General features: G+C 56.7%; 16 protein-coding genes and 1 riboswitch. Of the genes, 14 read left to right on the top strand and 2 right to left on the bottom strand.

Going from position 1 to position 19262, the window contains the following annotated elements; all coding sequences use genetic code 11:
- Nucleotides 1-35: 35 nt before the first annotated feature.
- Both L1D43_RS13690 and metH read right to left on the bottom strand, forming a co-directional pair.
- Entirely contained in the window at nucleotides 36-863 is an 828-nt protein-coding gene (locus tag L1D43_RS13690) for an SseB family protein (protein ID WP_239852420.1), read from the bottom strand.
- Nucleotides 864-2120: 1257 nt separating this feature from the next.
- Nucleotides 2121-5843, bottom strand: a complete 3723-nt coding sequence (gene metH, locus L1D43_RS13685; protein WP_239852418.1) for a methionine synthase — start codon at nucleotides 5841-5843, stop codon at nucleotides 2121-2123.
- Nucleotides 5844-6172: 329 nt separating this feature from the next.
- Between metH and L1D43_RS13680 the strand changes: the two genes are divergently transcribed.
- The 14 genes from L1D43_RS13680 to L1D43_RS13615 all read left to right on the top strand — a co-directional run bounded on the left by L1D43_RS13680 (nucleotide 6173) and on the right by L1D43_RS13615 (nucleotide 19253).
- Nucleotides 6173-6784 (top strand): histidine phosphatase family protein, encoded by a 612-nt coding sequence (locus L1D43_RS13680; protein WP_239852411.1) that lies wholly within the window; start codon nucleotides 6173-6175, stop codon nucleotides 6782-6784.
- Between the two features lie 52 nt (nucleotides 6785-6836).
- Nucleotides 6837-7017, top strand: a riboswitch (cobalamin riboswitch).
- A 103-nt stretch (nucleotides 7018-7120) separates the two neighbouring features.
- Nucleotides 7121-8083: an ABC transporter ATP-binding protein gene (locus L1D43_RS13675; protein ID WP_239852404.1), complete on the top strand. Its 963-nt coding sequence runs from the start codon at nucleotides 7121-7123 to the stop codon at nucleotides 8081-8083.
- Nucleotides 8070-9113, top strand: a complete 1044-nt coding sequence (locus tag L1D43_RS13670) for an iron ABC transporter permease (protein WP_239852403.1) — start codon at nucleotides 8070-8072, stop codon at nucleotides 9111-9113. The genes L1D43_RS13675 and L1D43_RS13670 overlap by 14 nt, the downstream gene beginning before the upstream one ends.
- A 153-nt stretch (nucleotides 9114-9266) precedes the next feature.
- A complete protein-coding gene (cobT, locus tag L1D43_RS13665) occupies nucleotides 9267-10295 on the top strand; it encodes a nicotinate-nucleotide--dimethylbenzimidazole phosphoribosyltransferase (RefSeq protein ID WP_239852398.1) in 1029 nt (342 codons plus the stop codon).
- Between the two features lie 41 nt (nucleotides 10296-10336).
- The gene (locus L1D43_RS13660) at nucleotides 10337-11104 is read left to right on the top strand and encodes an adenosylcobinamide-GDP ribazoletransferase (RefSeq protein ID WP_239852397.1); all 768 of its coding nucleotides are present in this window, start codon (nucleotides 10337-10339) and stop codon (nucleotides 11102-11104) included.
- Complete coding sequence (gene cobU, locus L1D43_RS13655) at nucleotides 11101-11649, top strand: bifunctional adenosylcobinamide kinase/adenosylcobinamide-phosphate guanylyltransferase (protein WP_239852395.1); 549 nt, start codon at nucleotides 11101-11103, stop codon at nucleotides 11647-11649. The genes L1D43_RS13660 and cobU overlap by 4 nt, the downstream gene beginning before the upstream one ends.
- A 102-nt stretch (nucleotides 11650-11751) precedes the next feature.
- The gene (locus L1D43_RS13650; RefSeq protein ID WP_239853229.1) at nucleotides 11752-13266 is read left to right on the top strand and encodes a cobyric acid synthase; all 1515 of its coding nucleotides are present in this window, start codon (nucleotides 11752-11754) and stop codon (nucleotides 13264-13266) included.
- A 14-nt stretch (nucleotides 13267-13280) separates the two neighbouring features.
- Nucleotides 13281-13910, top strand: a complete 630-nt coding sequence (gene cobO / locus L1D43_RS13645; protein WP_239852393.1) for a cob(I)yrinic acid a,c-diamide adenosyltransferase — start codon at nucleotides 13281-13283, stop codon at nucleotides 13908-13910.
- Nucleotides 13911-14436: 526 nt separating this feature from the next.
- Complete coding sequence (locus L1D43_RS13640; RefSeq protein WP_239852391.1) at nucleotides 14437-15084, top strand: hypothetical protein; 648 nt, start codon at nucleotides 14437-14439, stop codon at nucleotides 15082-15084.
- Nucleotides 15085-15372: 288 nt separating this feature from the next.
- Nucleotides 15373-16170 (top strand): cobalamin-binding protein, encoded by a 798-nt coding sequence (locus L1D43_RS13635; RefSeq protein ID WP_239853228.1) that lies wholly within the window; start codon nucleotides 15373-15375, stop codon nucleotides 16168-16170.
- Nucleotides 16171-16224: 54 nt separating this feature from the next.
- A complete protein-coding gene (locus L1D43_RS13630; protein WP_239853226.1) occupies nucleotides 16225-16608 on the top strand; it encodes an MAPEG family protein in 384 nt (127 codons plus the stop codon).
- Nucleotides 16609-16957: 349 nt separating this feature from the next.
- Nucleotides 16958-18220, top strand: a complete 1263-nt coding sequence (locus tag L1D43_RS13625) for an HlyD family efflux transporter periplasmic adaptor subunit (protein WP_239852390.1) — start codon at nucleotides 16958-16960, stop codon at nucleotides 18218-18220.
- An 11-nt stretch (nucleotides 18221-18231) separates the two neighbouring features.
- On the top strand, nucleotides 18232-18468 hold the full coding sequence (locus L1D43_RS13620) for a hypothetical protein (RefSeq protein ID WP_041508502.1): 237 nt from the start codon (nucleotides 18232-18234) through the stop codon (nucleotides 18466-18468).
- 62 nt (nucleotides 18469-18530) lie between these two features.
- Complete coding sequence (locus L1D43_RS13615) at nucleotides 18531-19253, top strand: ABC transporter ATP-binding protein (RefSeq protein WP_011864529.1); 723 nt, start codon at nucleotides 18531-18533, stop codon at nucleotides 19251-19253.
- The last annotated feature ends 9 nt before the right edge of the window (nucleotides 19254-19262 follow it).

The raw sequence follows: 19262 nt of genomic DNA, 5'->3' as shown, positions 1-19262 counted from the left end.
ATCGATTACGTCACCCGCCAAGCCTGGCTTGCCGATCAGCTAAACCAGGTCTTAATTTTGCTCAACAATGAAGGGCGATAGAAGGGCTCAAGCTTCTTCAGGCAGAAGTCACTTATCTCATCATGCTTGTCACTTCTTAACAGGTAGGGGCGTATCTCCCAGCCATGAAGCTCAATCTCCCTATGGAGGTTGCGGCAATCGCTGCGAATGCGGCTGAAATCATCGCTAATCCTGTCTCCCTCAAGAGTGAGCGCCAGGGTGAAGGCGCTGTCTGTGCCGCCGCGGCGGATATCCAGCTCGCATGACTCGATGAAATAGCCCGCCTTGACGCTGGGGTAGTTAGTCAATATTTGCCGCACCGCGCCGAACATGGGCAGATCGCTTGCCAGTACCTTGCCTAGCAGCAGGAGGTGATTGCCCTGGGGGAGTAGCGCCATGTCGGGAAGCAACATATAGCGGATCTCATCGCTGCTGACGACTTTCGATAGATTACTATTGGGATTGAGCGCCATATCCATCTGATTGGTCAGCAGCAGCTGAAATGCCTGAGGTGCATCTATCTCTATCTGACCGTGAAATTCGCTGCCCTCTGCTTCCATAACCACCTTGGCCTGATCGACCGCCTCCTGGGAGGTAAACAGCGGGACGAAGTAGTGCACCTGATCATCGCTGACGGGGATGTGCCATTGCATGATGGAGAGCTCAGTGGTGCCATCGGCCTGAGGATCTTCTTGGCCATCGCTCAGCAGGTAGAGCCTGGCCTTAATCAGGTGTTCATAGAGGGTTTTGGCCTGGGTGTGATCGGCAAGTGCCGCCTGCAAGGCAGTTTCGAGTGCATTGCTCGGGATGAGTGTGACTTCCATTTTCGCTAATCCTTGTTTCCAGCTGGTATAGACCAGACGTCCTGGTGAGCAGGCATAGTAGATCAAGGTGTTAGCTGGGTCTAGAGGGAAGGGGGGAGTGGGGCAAACTTAGTTTGGGGAAATAATGTTGTGGGTCTTTGAATCACATTTGTGAGAGGTGGTCTGGTTACCTCGTAACCTAGTGGGTCTTCAACCCATACTCATGGGAGAATATCGGTCTGCCGACCGAAGAAAGTCGTGGGATTCCATCCCACACCCGACCAAAAGGGGAAAAGCGCCTGTTCCCCTTTTGGAAATCCCCCGGCGCCCCGGCGAAGTTGTTCTCCTCCGTGTCTTTTTGAAAATCCCTATCGCCTCATATTCGCCATCCATAGCTCACCTGAGGCTATCTCGGCATCCATGCCTCAATCACGTGATTTTCTGCAATCCATTCCGGCAACTTCCAACGGGGTCTTTTAAACCACAACCCGCACTTGTTATAAGTCGCCTTAGATATTCTTTAACTATCTATAATCTATAAAATTTCAAGATTGTCTGGCCTTATGCAAATGAGGTCAGATGCTACAACAAGTTCCCATCGAAGCCTGACTTAAGCCTAGAACTTCTATAAGCTGTGCTTTAAAAGCTTCGCAAGCTTTCGGGTAAGTAAAAAGCAGCCTGTACCTAGGCTGGAGCTAGATGGATTCAATCGCCTGTAAGGTGGTGATTGGCGGGTATTAAATAGGGAGGTTTTATGGCTAAAGGACCAGAGAGCAAAAGGCTGACTAGCGTTGGGCTAACTCTTTATATCGCTATGGCGAGTATTATCTTATCTGGGCTAATATTTTCTAGCCTGTATCCCAGCTCGTTTTTGGGCATCATCACTCAAAGTCTTCTAAATTCTGTAGTTTATGCTCTAGTCGTGGCGACTCCCTTCATTGTTCTTGAAAGGTATTTAGCCCAAAAAGGTATCTTGATAGTGACCAATGACCAGGGTGACTGACCCTTCAGAATAGGTTAGATGCTACAACAAGTCCCCATCGAAGTTGCCGAAGGGCGTTGGAATAAATCGGGTGAGGCGGGCATGGATGCCCGACTAGCTTCCGCAGGTGCATGGATGCATCCTTCGGAAGCGCTAGCGATTTATCCATAAGCACGAGGGATCACAACTTCGTCTGGGGTGTCCTTGGCCGGGTGAAGCCTGGAAGGCTTCGAGTTCTAGCCAAGCAAAGCTTGGCTCATCAAAGCGTAATAAGGTTTACGCAGCAACCCTCTCCACTAAACATCATAATCGAGTACTGGCGCCAACCAGCGCTCTGTCTCTTCGACACTCATCCCCTTACGTTTGGCGTAATCCTCCACCTGATCTTTACCTATGTTGGTCACACCGAAGTAGCGCGACTGCGGGTGGGCGAAGTACCAGCCGGAGACGGCGGCGGTGGGGAACATGGCATAGCTCTCGGTGATCTTGAGATCTATGGTCTCATCTGGCTTAAGCAGTTCCCACAGCAGGCCTTTCTCTGTGTGATCCGGGCAGGCGGGGTAACCTGGGGCCGGACGTATGCCCTTGTATTTCTCGCGGATCAGCGCCTCGTTATCCAGGTTCTCGTCGGCGGCGTAGCCCCAGAACTCCTTACGCACCCGTTCGTGCATTCGCTCGGCGAAGGCCTCGGCCAGACGATCGGCCAGACACTTGAGCATGATGGCGCTGTAGTCGTCGTGGTTGGCCTCGAAGCGGGCCACATGCTCGTCGATGCCGTGGCCGGCGGTGACGGCGAAGCCGCCCATGTAGTCGGCGACGCCCGAGTCTTTCGGCGCGACGAAGTCGGCGAGACAGAAGTTGTCGTTGCCCACCCGCTCTATCTGCATCCGCAGATGGTGGGTGGTCATCTCGAGTTCGCTGCGCGATTCATCCTTGTAGATCTCGATATCATCATGGTTGACCGTGTTGGCAGGGAAGAGGCCGATGACCGCCTTCGCCGTGAGCCACTTCTCATTGATTATGGTGTTGAGCATTGCCTTGGCATCTTGGTAGAGCTTGCGCGCCTCTTCGCCCACCACCTCGTCGTCGAGGATTTTGGGGAAGTGGCCGTGTAGCTCCCAGCTGCGGAAAAACGGGGTCCAGTCGATGCGATCGACCAGATCCTCTAGCGGATAGTCGTCAAACACTTGTCTGCCAAGCTGATTCGGCACGAAAGGCTTATGGCTCTGCCAGTCCTGCTGGCAGCGGTTCTCCCGCGCCGCCACAATAGAGACTATCTGCTTGCGCTTGGCCTGTGAGTTACGCTTGTCGCGCATCTCCTGGTATTCGCCGTAGGCGGCGTCTATGGTCGCCTGACGTGTGTCATCGTTGATCAGCTTGGCCACCATGGGCACGGCGCGTGAGGCATCGGCGATATAGATGGCGCCCTCGGGTGCGTGGGGGGCGATTTTCACTGCCGTGTGGATCTTAGAGCAGGTGGCGCCGCCTATGATGGAGGGGATATTCAGCCCCGCCTTGTGGAAGGCTTTCACATTGTGCACCATCTCATCCAGACTCGGGGTGATCAGCCCCGACATGCCGATGATATCGACATTTTCCGCCTTGGCGACCTCGATAATCTTCTCGACCGGCACCATGACGCCGAGATCCACCACCTCATAGCCGTTACAGGCCAGCACCACGCCGACGATGTTCTTGCCTATGTCGTGCACGTCACCCTTTACCGTGACCATGAGGATCTTGCCGTTGGACTGGCCCTCGACCTTCTCGGCCTCGATGAAGGGGTTAAGATAGGCCACGGCCTTCTTCATCACCCGCGCCGATTTCACCACCTGGGGCAGGAACATCTTGCCCGAGCCAAACAGATCGCCCACCACGTTCATGCCATCCATCAGCGGGCCCTCGATCACGTCCAGCGGACGGCTGGCCTGCTGGCGTGCCTCTTCGGTGTCCTGGTCGATAAACTCTGTGATCCCCTTGACCAGCGCGTGCTCCAGACGCTTGTTGACCGGCCAGCTGCGCCACTCGAGATCTTCCTTCTTGGCGCCCGCCGCACCATCGCCACGGTATTGCTCGGCGATCTCAAGCAGCTGTTCTGTGTTGTTTGAATCTTTAACCGGGCAGGGCAGGTTTTGCACCACGGCCTCCACCTTGGTCTTAAGCTCTGGGTCGATGTCGTCATAGATCGCCAGCTGTCCGGCGTTGACTATGCCCATGTCCATCCCCGCCTGAATGGCGTGATAGAGGAACACGGCGTGGATCGCCTCGCGCACCGGGTTGTTGCCGCGGAAGGAGAAGGAGACGTTAGACACGCCGCCTGAGATCATCGCATGGGGCAGGGTACGCTTGATCTCGCGAGTCGCCTCGATGAAGTCCACCGCATAGTTGTCATGTTCGTCGATGCCGGTGGCGATGGCGAAGATGTTGGGGTCGAAGATAATATCTTCCGGCGGGAAGCCTACCTTATCCACCAATACCCTATAGGCGCGGGTACAGATCTCTATCTTGCGCGCCATGGTATCGGCCTGGCCAACTTCGTCGAAGGCCATGATGATGGCTGCGGCGCCGTAGCGCTTAACCAGGGTTGCCTGCTCGATAAACTTCTCTTCACCCTCCTTGAGGGAGATGGAGTTGACCACGCCCTTGCCCTGGATGCACTTGAGCCCGGCTTCGATCACCTCCCACTTGGAGGAGTCGATCATGATGGGTACCCGGCTGATGTCCGGCTCGGAGGCGATAAGGTTGAGGAACTTCTGCATCACCTCGACGCCGTCCAGCATGCCTTCATCCATGTTGATGTCGATGATCTGGGCGCCGTTCTCCACCTGATCCCGAGCGACCGACAGCGCCTCTTCATATTCGCCCGTCTTGATAAGCCTGAGAAACTTGGCCGAGCCGGTGACATTGGTACGCTCACCCACGTTCACAAACAGGGAGTCGGCGTCTATGGTCAGCGGCTCAAGGCCCGACAGGCGGCAGGCTACCGGCAGATCGGGCAATTGACGGGCGCTATGTTTGATGACGGCGGTGCGGATCGCCTTGATATGTTCCGGCGTGGTGCCGCAACAGCCGCCTATGATGTTGAGCAGGCCTTCCTGGGCCCAGGGGCCGATCACCTCGGCCATCTGCTCCGGGGTCTCGTCATAGCCGCCAAACTCGTTGGGCAGCCCGGCGTTGGGGTGGGCCGACACATAACACTCGGCGATCTTCGATAGCTCCTCCACATAGGGGCGCAGCTCCTGTGGCCCCAGGGCGCAGTTGAGGCCGATAGAGAGCGGCTTCACATGGCGCAGCGAGTTGTAGAAGGCCTCTGTGGTCTGGCCCGTCAGGGTACGGCCCGACGCATCGGTAATGGTGCCCGAGATCATCACCGGCAGGCGCTGGCCCAGCTGGTCGAACAATGTCTCGATGGCAAACAGCGCCGCCTTGGCGTTGAGGGTATCGAAGATGGTCTCCACCATGATGATGTCGGCGCCGCCCTCGATAAGAGCCTGGGTCGATTCCAGGTAGGCCGCTACCAAGTCGTCGAAATAGATGTTGCGATAGCCAGGGTCGTTGACATCCGGGCTGATGGAACAGGTGCGGTTGGTGGGGCCGAGTACCCCGGCGACATACACCTCGCGGCCGGTCTCGGCGGCGACCTCATCGCAGGCGGCGCGGGCCAGGCGGGCACCTTCGAGGTTGACCTCCTTCGACAGTTCCTGCATCTCATAGTCGGCCATGGCCACGCGGGTGGCGTTGAAGGTGTTGGTCTCTATGATATCGGCGCCGGCCAGCAGGTAATCCTTGTGGATCTGCTTGATCAGCTCGGGCTGGGTCAGTACCAGCAGGTCGTTGTTGCCCTTGAGATCGCAGGGCCACTGCTTGAAGCGCTCGCCGCGAAAGTCGGCCTCCTCCAGCTTGTGGTTCTGGATCATGGTGCCCATGGCGCCGTCGAGGATCAAAATTTCCTTATTGAGCCGCGCGCGGATCGCGTCGTTAATCTGCCTTACGTTTCGAACAGGGGATTGGGTCGCCATAACTTTCACCTACTTCAACTGACCTATTGCCTAAACTGCCGCGTCTATCGATTTGACGTGCTATTTTTATTTTGGATGTATAAACGTATAGACGTCTATACTAATCGACTTATAATACCCAGGGCAAGTCAAAAGAGTATAAGCTTAAATCTGCTTTGGCTTCGAGGAAGAATGGCGGCTAAGCCGCGTTCCCATGGCAAAAGGCTCTCCCCTTGATAGTGGGTGAATCTGAAAGTTTTTCAAGGCCTTATTTATCTTTCATTGCCAAGGGATGCTTCCAGAGAGTATCCTGCTAACCATCTAGATTTTAAAGGTTTAATGCTGCAGTTATGACGCAAACGACACTCTATTTGATGCGCCACGGTGAATGCGAAGGCGGTAACCTGCTTCGCGGACACAGCGATCAACCTCTCACAGAGATAGGCTTCGCCCAGATGCAGTTGGCCTATGCCAAGCTGCCCGAGGCGGTGGACAGGGTGATCAGCTCGCCGCTGTCTCGCTGCCGCGTGTTTGCCGAGCATCTGACCAGCAAGAATCAGGTTAAGGTGGCGCTGGACGCCGGATTGAAGGAGGTTTACTTCGGCCGCTGGGACGGTCAGCCGATTCCTGAGCTGCATGCAGACCATGGCGCCGAGCTCACCGCATACTGGCAGGACCCTTGGGCCAATCCATTGCCCGAGGGCGAGCCCATGGAGGCGTTCGAACAGCGTGTCGACGAGGTGGTTGAGCAACTTGTGCACCAGCACAGCGGCGAGGCGCTCTTGCTCATCACCCATGGCGGGGTGATTCGTCATCTGATGGCCAAGGCGCTCGGGGTAGAGCGCGCGGTGGGTTTCTATACCCGCTTGAGTCTGGATTACGGCAGCGTGGTCAAGGTAAGCCATTACCGCGATAAGGCGGGAGAAAGTTTCTGGCGTCTGCACTGGCATGACGCCAACTGAGTCTGGCCTTGTGTCGGCGGCAAAATTTAGCATAATAACCGGGCGCAGGGACCGCCTGCGCCGGGAGTATGGTGTCGAGATCGCCAAGGCGATAACTCGGACTTAATAGGGAATTGGGGAAGGCCGAGCGCCGCTAGCCCAAACTGTGCCCGCAACTGTGAGTGTGCCCGCCAACTGGTTTTACTTTTTGGCCGCCACGAGTCAGGATACCTGCCTACTCTCTAACCACTATCTCAAGCGGGTGACTTGAGGGAGCCAATAGATGAAGAATACCTCGGGGCCGAGTCTGGCCCAAGGGCGAGGGCGCCTCGGCGCTGCTTCCCGGAGGGCGCGACCTTGAGCGCCCCTAGTCAGCCATCACAAACAGAATCACTCCTGTCTCACGGCGCCAGTGACGGTGCTATTTTAGGTACAGACACAGGTGCTGGTGCAGCCATCGGCGATGGCGCCTGCGCGCGCCCGGCGCTGTCGGTACGGGATCTCGGCTGGCGCTGCGGCGAGCGCGCCATCCTTTCTGGGGTCAAGCTGGATCTGCCAGAAGGCAAGATGCTGGGGATCATTGGCCCCAACGGCGCCGGCAAGTCCAGCCTGCTACGTTGCCTCTATCGTTTCCTTACCCCTAGCAGCGGCGAGATCACCCTGTTTGGTCAGCCCATTGCCAGCCTGAGCGCCAGGGCCTTTGCCCGCGAGGTGGCCGTGGTGCTGCAAGACACGCCGCAACATTTCGACATGACGACGGCCCAGCTGGTGGCATTGGGGCTCACGCCACATAAGGCCGCCTTCTCCCTGACGACCAAGGCTGATCGTCTGGCGGTGAGTCAGGCGTTGGAAACCGTAGGGCTCAAGGATCGCGCCGGACAGACCTACGCCTCCCTCTCCGGCGGCGAGAAGCAGCGAGCGCTGATCGCCCGCGCCATAGTGCAGCAGCCTAAGCTGTTGATCCTCGATGAGCCCACCAATCACCTGGATATCCGCTATCAGATCCAGATCCTCGAGCTGCTCAAGGCCCTGGGGGTGACTGTGGTGATCTCGATTCACGACCTCAATCTCGCCAGCGCCCTGTGCGATCAGCTTTTGCTGCTGGATCAGGGGCACGCCGTGGCCCAGGGTTCACCCAAGCAGGTGCTGAGTGAGGCGCAGATCGCCAGGGTGTTCGGCGTCTGCTGTCAGGTAGCGCCCCATCCTCAGCATGGTAACCCGCAGATCAACTATTTCTATGGCTATCACAACAATCAGCCGGGAGCTCACCGAGATGACGAGCCTAGTGAGATAAGGGAGGCGACTCATGTTGAGCGCTAGTCTGAGTCAGGGCGGGCGATATGGCGCCTTGCAGCAACTGGCCTTCGTCTGCCTAGGGCTCTTGACCCTGGCGACCCCGGTGCTGGCGGTGAGTTTCGGCGCGGCGCAGATAGGCGTTGCCAAGGTGCTGGAGCTGCTGCTGGCCAAGATGAGCGGCGCCGATCCCGGCGGCGTGACCGCGAGGATCATCATAGAACTGCGTCTGCCGCGCATCTTGCTGGCCTTTATCGCCGGGTTCGGCCTGGCCCTGGCGGGCGCCGTGTTACAGACGGTGACCCGCAACCCCTTAGCCGACCCCTATCTGTTTGGTATTTCCTCGGGTGCATCTCTGGGGGCCGTGGTGGTGATCACCCTGCTGGGCGGTGTCGGCGGCGCTCTTGCCAGTGTTGGCCTGCCGCTCGGCGCCTTTATCGGTGCCAGTCTGGCGGTGCTCATGGTGCTGGCCCTGTGCGGGCGGGATCTCAACACCCAGATAGAGCGCATGTTGCTTTCCGGGGTGGCGATCTCCTTCCTGTTTGGCGCGCTGGCCAGCTTGATGCTCTATTTCTCCGGGCCGCAATCGGCCGCCTCTGTGCTGTTCTGGAGCCTGGGCAGCTTTGCTAAGGCGAGCTGGCAGATGCTCTGGCTGCCCTGGCTGCTGGTGTTGGCGGCGAGCGCCATCTTGCTGCTGCTTAAGCGGCAGATCCTCGCCATTCAGGCGGGGGATGAGACCGCCCACACCCTGGGCATTCGGGTGCAGCGCCTGCGTCTCGTCAGCCTGCTGCTCTGCTCGCTGATTACCGCCGTCCTGGTGGCCAACTGTGGCGGCATCGGCTTCGTCGGCCTGATGGTGCCCCACATGGTGCGCCTATTGCTGCCGGGGCGTTTCGCCCTGTTGCTGACGGCCCTGGTGGGCGGCCTGTTTATGATCTGGGTGGATGTGCTGGCGCGCTGCCTGCTCAGCTATCAGGAGCTGCCGGTGGGGATCATCACGGCTGTGATAGGCAGCCTCTTCTTCCTGTTTATCCTGGGCGGCAAGCGTGGCAACTAGCACAGGTCCCTTGTGTATTGGAGGAAAGGCGTATCGAAGGAAAGGTGTATGGAAAGAGAGAGCATTGAAGGCAAAGCGTATTGAACTATGCCTGCAAAGAAGGTGTGGATTGGAAAGAATCGAGAACGAGGGCGAGCGATATGAGGTACCAGTATGTTTGAAGTCACTGAGGTAAGTAGCGAGTTCGATGCCAAGATCCTGCAGAAGATAGACACTAAGACCAAGCCACTGGGCGCCCTCGGCGCGCTCGAGACCCTGGCGATGACCATCGCCCGGGTGCTGGGGCCAGACAAGCCGCAAATAACCAAACCAACTCTGTTGGTGTTTGCCGGCGATCACGGCATCGCCGCCTCCGGCGTCTCCATCGCGCCTAGCGAAGTGACCACCCAGATGGTGATGAATTTCCTCAAGGGCGGCGCGGCCATCAATCTGTTCTGTGCCCAGGGGGGGATCACCATGGAGGTGATCGACTGCGGCATCGCCCAGGAGATCCATGATCAGCCCAAGCTTATCAATCACAGGCTGGGGGCGGGCACAGGTGCGATTCATCGCGAACCCGCCATGACATTGGGTGCGGTCAAGCAGGGCTTCGCCATGGCCAGGGAGCGAGTCGCGCTGCATCAGGGCCGCGGCTGTAACCTTATAGCCTTCGGCGAGATGGGCATAGGCAACACCAGCTCGGCGGCGGCCATCATGGCGGCGCTGATGGGGCGCGAGGCGGCCGAGTGTGTCGGCCGGGGCACTGGCATAGATGCCGCTACCCTGGCACGCAAACAGCTGCTGGTGGAGCAGGCGCTGTTTTTGCACCGCGAGCAGCTTGACGACCCCTATGGCGTATTGGCCTGTCTGGGTGGCTTCGAGATAGTGCAGATGACCGGCGCCATATTGGCGGCGGCAGAGCTGAAGATGCTGGTGCTGATCGACGGCTTCATCGCCACGGCGGCGGCCTTGGCGGCGGTGACCATAGCGCCCCACGCCCGGGACTATATGATCTTCGCCCACGAGTCCGGCGAGCGCGGTCACAAACTGATGCTGGAGCATCTCAATGCCCAGCCGCTCTTGTCTCTCGGGCTGCGTCTCGGTGAGGGGACCGGGGCGGCGCTGGCTGTGCCTCTGGTGCAGGCGGCGGCCACGTTTTACAACGAGATGGCCTCCCTGGAAGAGATGGGCATTTCGATTTAGCGGCAATAGCAATCTAAGGATCAAAAAGGAAAAGTGCTGAGATGTTTGCCAGAGAGTTAAACCTGTTTTTTATCGCCATGGGCTTCTTTACCCGGATCCCCATGCCTGCATGGGTGGAGGTCGACAATGAGCGGCTCAATCAGGCCAGCCGTTACTTCGCCCTGGTCGGCGTGCTTGTCGGTGGCATCTGCGCCCTGGTCTATAGCCTGGCGACTCAGGTATTGCCCATCAGCGTCGCCATCCTACTCGCCATGGTGGCCGGGCTGCTGCTCACCGGTGGCTTCCACGAGGATGGCCTGGCGGATACCGCCGACGGATTCGGTGGTGGCTGGCAGGTGCAGGATAAGCTCACCATAATGAAAGACTCGCGTGTCGGCACCTATGGCGTGCTCGCCCTGGTGATTAGCCTGCTGTTCAAGTTTGTGCTGCTCAGTGAGATTGCCCTGTTCGATGGCGATCTTGTGATGGCAGCCTTGGTGGTGGGCCACTGCCTGAGCCGTATGGTAGCGGCCTCCTTAATCTTCACCGAGACCTATGTACGGGATGACGACAGCAGCAAGAGCAAACCTCTGGCCCAGTCGCAGACCCCCAACGAGCTGGGAATTTTGCTGTTGACCGGCATCCTCACCCTCTGGCTCAGCGGTATCGCCTCGGCGCTCTCGCTCTGTTTGGTGTTGCTGGCGGCGCGCCAGCTGCTGGTACGCAGTTATCGCCGTCAGATAGGCGGCTACACTGGCGACGTGCTGGGGGCGACCCAGCAGGTGATCGAGCTGCTCTGTTATCTCTTTATCCTGGTGATCAGCCTATGATACACCTGGTTCTAGGCGGCGCCCGCAGCGGCAAGTCTCGCCATGGCCTTTCCCTGGTGGCCGATTATGTGGCCAAGGGTTATGAGTGCCTGTTTGTGGCCACCGCCCAGGGGCTGGATGAGGAGATGCGCGCGCGTATCGCCCGCCACCAGGATGAGCGCCGTGATGATGGTTTGCCCTGGCAGACCCAGGAGTGTCCGCTACACTTGAGTGCCTGTATCGAAACTCACGCCAGGGAGAAGCGGGTGATCTTAGTCGATTGCCTCACCCTCTGGCTCACCAATCAGCTACTCGAGGGCGATGACTGGCCGAGCGCTAAGGCGGAGCTGCTGCGCGCCTTGGAAACTGCGCCAGGAGCTGTGGTGCTGATCAGCAACGAGGTGGGCTGCGGCGTGGTACCGGCCGACCCCTTGAGTCGCCGCTTCGTCGACGAGGCGGGCTGGCTGCATCAGGCGATCGCTCAGCGAGCCCAGCAGGTGGTCTTGGTCACCGCGGGTCTGCCGCTGATCCTCAAGGATGAGACGAGCCAGGGCGCCAAGGAATAGGAAGAGTAGCCAATGACACCAGATAACTTAAGTAATCAGCCCAACCAGAGTAAACAGAGCAAGCAGGGCAATAGCAATCAAGAGACAAGTGGCAATATCTTGATGGTGCAGGGCACCACCTCGGATGCGGGTAAGAGCACCCTGGTGGCGGGCCTGTGCCGCTACTTCGCCCGTCAGGGGCGCAGGGTGGCGCCCTTCAAGCCGCAGAATATGGCGCTCAACAGCGCGGTGACTGCCGATGCTGGCGAGATAGGCCGTGCCCAGGCGCTGCAGGCCGACGCCTGTTATCTTGCGCCCCACACAGACTTCAATCCCATATTGCTCAAACCCAACTCGGACACCAGCTCCCAGGTGATAGTCCAGGGCAAGGCCCTGTCCCACATGGAGGCCCAGACCTATTTTGGCAAAGACAGCCAGGGTTATCGCACCAAGGCGATGGCGGCGGTGCTGGATTCGCTGTCACGCCTGGAGCAGCAGTATGAGCTGATCCTGGTGGAAGGGGCGGGTAGCCCAGCGGAGATCAACCTGCGCGAGGGCGATATCGCCAACATGGGCTTCGCCGAGGCGGTGGACTGCCCGGTGATCCTGATCGCCGACATCGACAAGGGCGGGGTGTTCGCCCATATCGTCGGCACTCTGGCACTGTTGTCAGCATCCGAGCAGGCCAGAGTCAGAGGCGTGGTGATCAATCGCTTTCGCGGCGACATCTCTCTGCTTAAGCCTGGCCTGGATTGGTTAGAGGCCAGGATAGACAAGCCCGTGCTGGGCGTCTTGCCCTACCTTAATGATCTGCATCTGGAGGCCGAGGACGCCCTGGATGCCCGTCAGGTGAGCAGTGGCAACGCCCGCTTTAGGGTCTTGGTGCTGGTCTTCCCGCGCATCAGCAATCACACAGATTTCGATCCCCTCAGGCTGCATCCAGACATAGACTTTCGCTATCAACAGGTAAACGAGGCGTTCGACGGTCAGGCAATTGATGTCGATCTCATCATACTGCCCGGCAGCAAGAGTGTGCGGCAGGACTTAGATGTCATGGTCGAACAGGGCTGGGATCGCGCCCTTAAGCGCCACCTGAGATATGGCGGCAAGGTGATAGGCATCTGTGGTGGTTATCAGATGTTGGGGCTGGCCATCGAAGATCCCCAAGGGGTCGAGGGCGAGGCTGGCGACAGCGATGGCCTGGGGCTACTGCCCATAGTCACAGAGCTGACCCCAAACAAGCGTCTGGCTCAGGTTAAAGGCACGATAAATCTGGCGGGTGAGCGCGCAAGCATATCAGGTTATGAGATCCACTGTGGCCGCTCCAAGGTGTTGTCAAAGGCGACCAAGCCCCTTGTCCTAGAGAGTGACGAGGGCAATCGGTTTAACGAGGGCTGTTTGTCCAATGATGGCCAGATCCTGGGCAGCTATCTGCATGGTCTGTTCGACAGCTCGGAGGCCTGTGCGCTGCTCCTTAACTGGGCCGGGCTATCGACCGCGGCCACCATAGACCCACAGGCGATCAAACAGGCACAGTTAGATCGCCTGGCCGATACCCTGGCCGAGCATCTGGACATGGCGAGGCTGAGCGCCATCCTCGCCGAGACGCCACTGAGGCGCCCAAACAAGAATAATTAATGAGAGGAGAGAAGATGAGCGCGGATAAGCAGGCGGAAAACCAAGCGGAAAATCATAAGGCCGAGCGTCATAAGGCGCGCCAGCAGAAGGTGAAGGAGGCGGTGGACGCCAAGATCGCCAAGGCCCAGACAGAAAAGGGCGTGCTGCTGGTGATGACGGGCAACGGCAAGGGCAAGACCACGGCGGGTTTCGGTAACATCACCCGCGCCGTCGGTCATGGCAAGAAGGCCGCCGTGGTGCAATTTATCAAGGGCAACTGGCCCTGCGGCGAGCGCGCCGTGCTGGAGAAGGTAGGCGTCGAGTTTCATGTGATGGCCACCGGCTTTACCTGGGAGACCCAGGACAGAGAGAAGGATACCCTGGCGGCGCTGAGCGCCTGGGAGGCGGCCGAGACCCTGCTGAGTGACGACACCATAGACATAGTGCTGCTGGATGAACTCACCTACATGGTGAGCTATCACTATCTGGATCTGGACAGGGTGCTGACGGCACTTAAGAACCGTCCGCCCATGCAGCATGTGATTGTCACGGGACGAGCCTGTCACAGGACGATTCTGGAGCTGGCGGATACTGTGAGTGAGGTGCAGCCGATAAAGCATGCATTTGATCACGGCGTTAAAGCCCAGCTTGGCTTTGACTACTGATTTCTGCCTGTTTGCTTCTGTGGCGGTATTGTCTGCGCCGGCTCACCCAATCACATACTCATGTATGCTCATGGACTGATCCAGCTTGACGGCTTAGCCACAGAAGCAAACCGTTTGAAATGACGGATATGGGCTTCATGACGCAATTTGGATTTCTGCCTGTTTGCTCCTGTGGCGGTATTGTCTGCGTCGGTTCACCCAATCACATACTCATGTATGCTCATGGGCTGAGCCCGCTTGACGGCTTAGCCACAGAAGCAAACCGCTTGAAATGAAGGATATGGGCTTCATGACGCAATTTAGATTTTTCTTTGAGCTCACCTCGGTGGGGTTATTGTCTTCATTTCTACTGCCAATTACATGATCATGTATGCGATTGAGTCTGCTGTAGCTTAAAGACGGAGATGATGAGTTACTTGTCTATATATATGAGAACATTTTTATTAACTTGGCCAGCTTATCAAATGTTAGAGTGAGCTAGTCTTATAAACGCTAGAAAAATTATCCGAAGGAGTTAGGGGTTGAGATGAAGATAAAATTTGTTGCACTATTAATATCCCTCACGACCTTTGTTTCTCAGGCTGGTCAATTGCTCGATTATCACGGTAAGGTCTCAGTATACGCCAAGAGCCAAGATCGTCTCGCGCTACATAGCCACTATAGATATTATGATAAGGATATAAATGCTTTAAAAGATGTCTCATATCTTGAACTATATGATGGTAATAGTTTAGGTCTTACTCCTTTTTATCAAGAAAGCTCACCAAGATTTCTCGCATTGACTTGGACTACAAATGGGGAATATCTCATTGGTATGTCAACGCATAGTCAAGCAGATAATTATTTGTCGGTGTATTCAAATGCTGGTATTCCATTGAGAACATTTAGCATGGATTGTTCCTTCTGGTTTGACGAATCAAAAGAAAAAGAGTTTGAAAATAAATCACAAATTTTCATTGGTATGTTAGGTGCGTTTTGCGATACAACGCCTGAATTATTCTACATGCTTACTGATATCAATTCATTTAAGGCTATTTATTTAGGGGGAGGCGTTAATGCCGTTGGGAGTTGCATTCGAGAAGATTGTGTTGTCTTACCTTTAGATGAAAGAAAACAGGAAAGTTTTATGACCCTATATGAATTACGAGATAAGTATAAGCTCAATAAATTTTAGATTCGTATTACATATTAATGTTTTTGGGGTTTATGTCTATAAAAGTAGTGTGGACGGTGTGAGTAAATATGAGGTGAAGTTAAGTGAAAGGGATGTACTGTACTCTGTATATTTTGACTCAGCAATGGAATTTGAAGAGTGTGAAGGGGAAAGAGGGCTAAAACCTTAGAATCATTATTTGACGGCTGAGCTGCCTTTGTTAGAAAAATGCGCAGTCCGCTCAGGTATCTCGATATTTGTAACATAAGGGAAGAAGAAAGAATGAAGATAAGGGTTAACCTGTGGCTGATGTTGGCCTTATTGCTGTGTGTGCCTGGGCTTAAGGCGGCGCCTGCGAAGCGGATCATCGCCCTGTCGCCCCATGGGGTGGAGATGCTGTTTAGTATCGGGGCGGGGGACAGTGTGGTTGCGACCACAGATCATGCCGATTTTCCCGATGCGGCCAAGGCGATACCGCGTATCGGCGGTTACTATGGCGTGCAGATAGAGCGAGTGATCGAGTTAGACCCAGATCTTATCGTCATCTGGGGCGGCGGCAATAAGCGCGAGGATATCGAGCGCCTGACCCAGCTGGGTTACCCCATCTATGATAGCGACCCTAAGACGCTGGAGGCGGTGGCGGAGGATCTGCTGGCGCTGGGTAAGCTGACCGGTAAGGAGGTTGAGGCTCAGCGGGTGGCCGAGCAGTACCTGATTGGCCTTAAGACGTTGAGAGAACAGTACCGCGCCAAGGCGCCGGTGAGCGTCTTCTATCAGCTCTGGTCAGTGCCCCTGATGACGGTGGCCGAGGGTAGTTGGATAGAGCAGATCATCCAGGTCTGCCACGGAGAGAATGTGTTTAGCGACGCGGGTAACGAGTACCCCCAGGTGAGCCTGGAGGCTGTGCTGCTCAAGCAACCTCAGGTGATATTGCAGAGTCAGGATGAGGGCAATGTGCGCGGCATCGACTGGTCTGCCTGGCAGGAGATCCCGGCGGTGAAGCAGCATAATATCTATCAACTGGATGCCGACCTCTTGCATCGGGCGACTCCAAGGGCCATCTTAGGGATTGAATCTTTGTGCAAGGCCCTGGACAAGGCAAGATAAACACAAACTAAAACTAAAATTAAAACAATGCGCTAAACAAGAAGGAGATAAATGATGACTATGCTATTGGCCTGCCTACTCTTTGCCATGTTGCTTCCCTACCTGGCCAAGGTGCCCGTGGCCATGGCGATGGCCAAGCAGGGTGGCTATGACAACGCCTACCCCAGAAGCCAGCAGGCTCAGCTGACCGGCTTCGGCGCCCGGGCCTTAGCGGCCCATCAGAATGCCTTCGAGTCCCTACTGATCTTCGCCGTGGCGGTGCTGACAGTGATAGCACGGGACAAGGTCGACGACACTGTCGGTCTGTTAGCCCTTGTACATGTGCTGGCAAGATGTGCCTATCATCTCCTCTACCTACTGGATAAGAGCACGCTGCGTTCGCTTTCCTGGTTCGTGGCCATTATCGCCGCCTTCGCCATCTTCGCCCGGGCGTTTTAACTCCTTCCTCAATACTCAGCAAGTGTGTTCGCCATGTGCGCAGCCCTTTACCCTCTGTGGTTGGGGCTGCCGCGCAATAGCTCGCTACTCTTCCAAGCGTTTTAACGCTCTATCCGGCTTTCTCCTATGTCCGTACTTTCTAGTCTGTCCGGCTTTCCTCATATGCGGACACTCGGGGAAAATGACCGGACACTTTTGCGGGTGTCCGCGGACACTTTCATCGAGCGATGAACGGATGCTCTTAATTAACTTGTTGATAATTAATAAATATAAAAGTTGGCACAACAATTGTAATCCTAATGGGCAGAAATCGACTCGGTCGAGTTACGGACACTGTTAGGGATAAACAATGATTAAAGATACCAGCGCACAAGATAAGCAAGTTGCCCCCAGCCTGGGACGTCGTATCAAATGGCCTGTCACTATCGGCGCAGGCGTACTCCTGGTTTCTGGTCTGGTATGGGCCAGCGTCAGCGGCAGCAGCGTGAGCGAGTCTATTGACCGTAGTGAGCTGCGTTTTGCCACCCTTGAGCGTGGCACCCTAATACGTGACATCGCCTCGACCGGCAAGATAGTCGCCGCCAACGCCCCCATCCTATACGCCCCCGAGAAGGGCACGGTTACCCTTATCGCCAACCCGGGTGACAAGGTGGAGCAGGGCCAGGTGGTAGCAACCATCGAGAGCCACAGCCTGACCAATAGCCTCAAGCAGCAACAGGCGCTGCTGGAAGGGATGCAGAGCAGCCTTGAGCGTGCCCGTCTCGATGCCCGCCGCGACCAACTCAAGGCGATACAGACCCTGGACATGGCCAAGGTGGATCTGGAGGCGGCGGATCGTGAGAGCCGTCGTGGCGACCAGCTGATCGAGTCCAGCCTGATCTCCAAGATAGATTATGAGAAGAGCAAGGATGAGCTACACAAGGCCAAGCTGCTCTTTGCCCACGCCCAGCAGGAAGCCGAGCTGATGAAAGACACCTTGAGCTTCGAGCTGAAGAACAAGGCCTCTGAGGTGGATCGCCAGGCACTGGTGGTCGCCGAGCTCGAACGTCAGGTGGCGGCGCTGAATATCACCGCCCCCGTCGGCGGCATCATAGGTAACTGGCTGACCGAGCAGAAGGCCCGAATCGGCCAGAGCCAGCCCATATTGACCGTTGTGGACCTTAGCGCCTTCGAGGCCGAACTGGCGGTGCCAGAGTCTTACGCCGACGAGCTGGGTCTGGGCATGGATGTCGAGCTGAACTTCGGCGGCCAACTGGTGATGGGCAAGCTGTCGGCTATCTCCCCCGAGGTGCGTAACCGTGAGGTGACCACCCGAGTGCGCTTCGCGCAGCAAGATTCGCTGCACCTGCGCCAGAACCAGCGCCTGTCGGCCCGCGTCTTACTGGAAAATCGTCCCGACGTGCTCATGGTCAAGCGTGGCCCCTTCGTCAACAGTGGCGGCGGCACTTTGGTCTATGCGGTCAAGGGCGATCTGGCCGAGCGCACCGAGATCCAGCTGGGTGCCCGCAGCATGAGCCACATAGAGGTGGTCTCGGGCGGGGAGGCGGGCGAGCAGTGGATCATCTCCTCCACCGACGCCTTTAAGAACGCCGCGCAAGTATTGATACGCTAAGGAGCGAAGCGATGAAGTCCCTGATAACAAGCCTTAATCCGCAGCGAGTGGTCGCAAGCCTGGCCCTATTGCTCCTGCTGGTGGCGACTCAGGTCTATACCCAGAATGCCTCAGACTGGTTTCTGCTTGGGCTCAACATTATCGAAGCGACCGGCATGCATGGGCAGGCCGTCGATAGCAACCAACTTCCCGACGTCGCCAGAGTTGGCGGTGATTTAACTCAATGGTTATTGGCCCGATTGTCTTAGTTGTAGGCATAGGCGAAATAGCAAACTGAATAACGCGATACAAGAAATAAAGGAAACAACCCATGTTAACGATGAAAAATATCAACAAGGTGTTTAAAACGGATTTGGTGGAAACCCATGCGTTACGGGATTTCAATCTCGAGGTTAAGGAAGGTGAGTTTGTCGCCGTCACCGGGCCGTCTGGTTCGGGCAAGACCACCTTTCTCAACATTGCCGGCCTGCTAGAGGGCTTTACTAACGGCGAATATCATCTGGACGATGTCAACATCTCCAACCTGAGCGACAACAAGGCAGCCGCCATTCGCAACGAGAAGATAGGCTTTATCTTTCAGGGCTTTAACCTGATCCCCGACCTTAACCTGGCGGAGAATGTCGAGGTGCCACTGCGCTATCGCGGCTTCAACGCCAAAGAGCGTCAGCGCCGCGTGAAGGCCGCGCTGGAGCAAGTGGGTCTAGGGGCACGTATGAAGCATCTGCCATCACAACTTTCCGGTGGTCAGCAGCAGCGTGTGGCGATTGCCCGCGCCCTGGCTGGCGAACCAAGATTTCTCCTCGCCGACGAGCCAACAGGTAACTTGGACAGCCTGATGGCTCGTCAGGTGATGGAGCTTTTAGAAGAGATCAACAAGGCGGGCACCACCATCATCATGGTGACTCACGATCCCGAATTGGCGCGCCGCGCCCAGCGCAACATTCAGATCGTCGACGGTCAGGTGTGTGACTTCACCCTGTACCAGGGCGGTCAGTCGCACCTGGTCGATACGGCCGAAAAAGTGGCCAGCTAAGGAGAGCAA

The organism is Shewanella sp. Isolate8 (genome assembly GCF_022398495.1).
In the GTDB taxonomy this organism is placed as follows: domain Bacteria; phylum Pseudomonadota; class Gammaproteobacteria; order Enterobacterales; family Shewanellaceae; genus Shewanella; species Shewanella aquimarina.
Note: the sequence above shows the minus strand (reverse complement) of the source record. Positions and strands in the feature narration are given on the sequence as shown.

Coding starts and splice junctions, on each gene's coding strand:
- L1D43_RS13690 (WP_239852420.1), bottom strand. CDS start 863: ATGGAAGTCACACTCATCCCGAGCAATGCACTCGAAACTGCCTTGCAG.
- metH (WP_239852418.1), bottom strand. CDS start 5,843: ATGGCGACCCAATCCCCTGTTCGAAACGTAAGGCAGATTAACGACGCG.
- L1D43_RS13680 (WP_239852411.1), top strand. CDS start 6,173: ATGACGCAAACGACACTCTATTTGATGCGCCACGGTGAATGCGAAGGC.
- L1D43_RS13670 (WP_239852403.1), top strand. CDS start 8,070: ATGTTGAGCGCTAGTCTGAGTCAGGGCGGGCGATATGGCGCCTTGCAG.
- cobT (WP_239852398.1), top strand. CDS start 9,267: ATGTTTGAAGTCACTGAGGTAAGTAGCGAGTTCGATGCCAAGATCCTG.
- L1D43_RS13660 (WP_239852397.1), top strand. CDS start 10,337: ATGTTTGCCAGAGAGTTAAACCTGTTTTTTATCGCCATGGGCTTCTTT.
- cobU (WP_239852395.1), top strand. CDS start 11,101: ATGATACACCTGGTTCTAGGCGGCGCCCGCAGCGGCAAGTCTCGCCAT.
- L1D43_RS13650 (WP_239853229.1), top strand. CDS start 11,752: ATGGTGCAGGGCACCACCTCGGATGCGGGTAAGAGCACCCTGGTGGCG.
- cobO (WP_239852393.1), top strand. CDS start 13,281: ATGAGCGCGGATAAGCAGGCGGAAAACCAAGCGGAAAATCATAAGGCC.
- L1D43_RS13640 (WP_239852391.1), top strand. CDS start 14,437: ATGAAGATAAAATTTGTTGCACTATTAATATCCCTCACGACCTTTGTT.
- L1D43_RS13635 (WP_239853228.1), top strand. CDS start 15,373: ATGTTGGCCTTATTGCTGTGTGTGCCTGGGCTTAAGGCGGCGCCTGCG.
- L1D43_RS13630 (WP_239853226.1), top strand. CDS start 16,225: ATGACTATGCTATTGGCCTGCCTACTCTTTGCCATGTTGCTTCCCTAC.
- L1D43_RS13625 (WP_239852390.1), top strand. CDS start 16,958: ATGATTAAAGATACCAGCGCACAAGATAAGCAAGTTGCCCCCAGCCTG.
- L1D43_RS13620 (WP_041508502.1), top strand. CDS start 18,232: ATGAAGTCCCTGATAACAAGCCTTAATCCGCAGCGAGTGGTCGCAAGC.
- L1D43_RS13615 (WP_011864529.1), top strand. CDS start 18,531: ATGTTAACGATGAAAAATATCAACAAGGTGTTTAAAACGGATTTGGTG.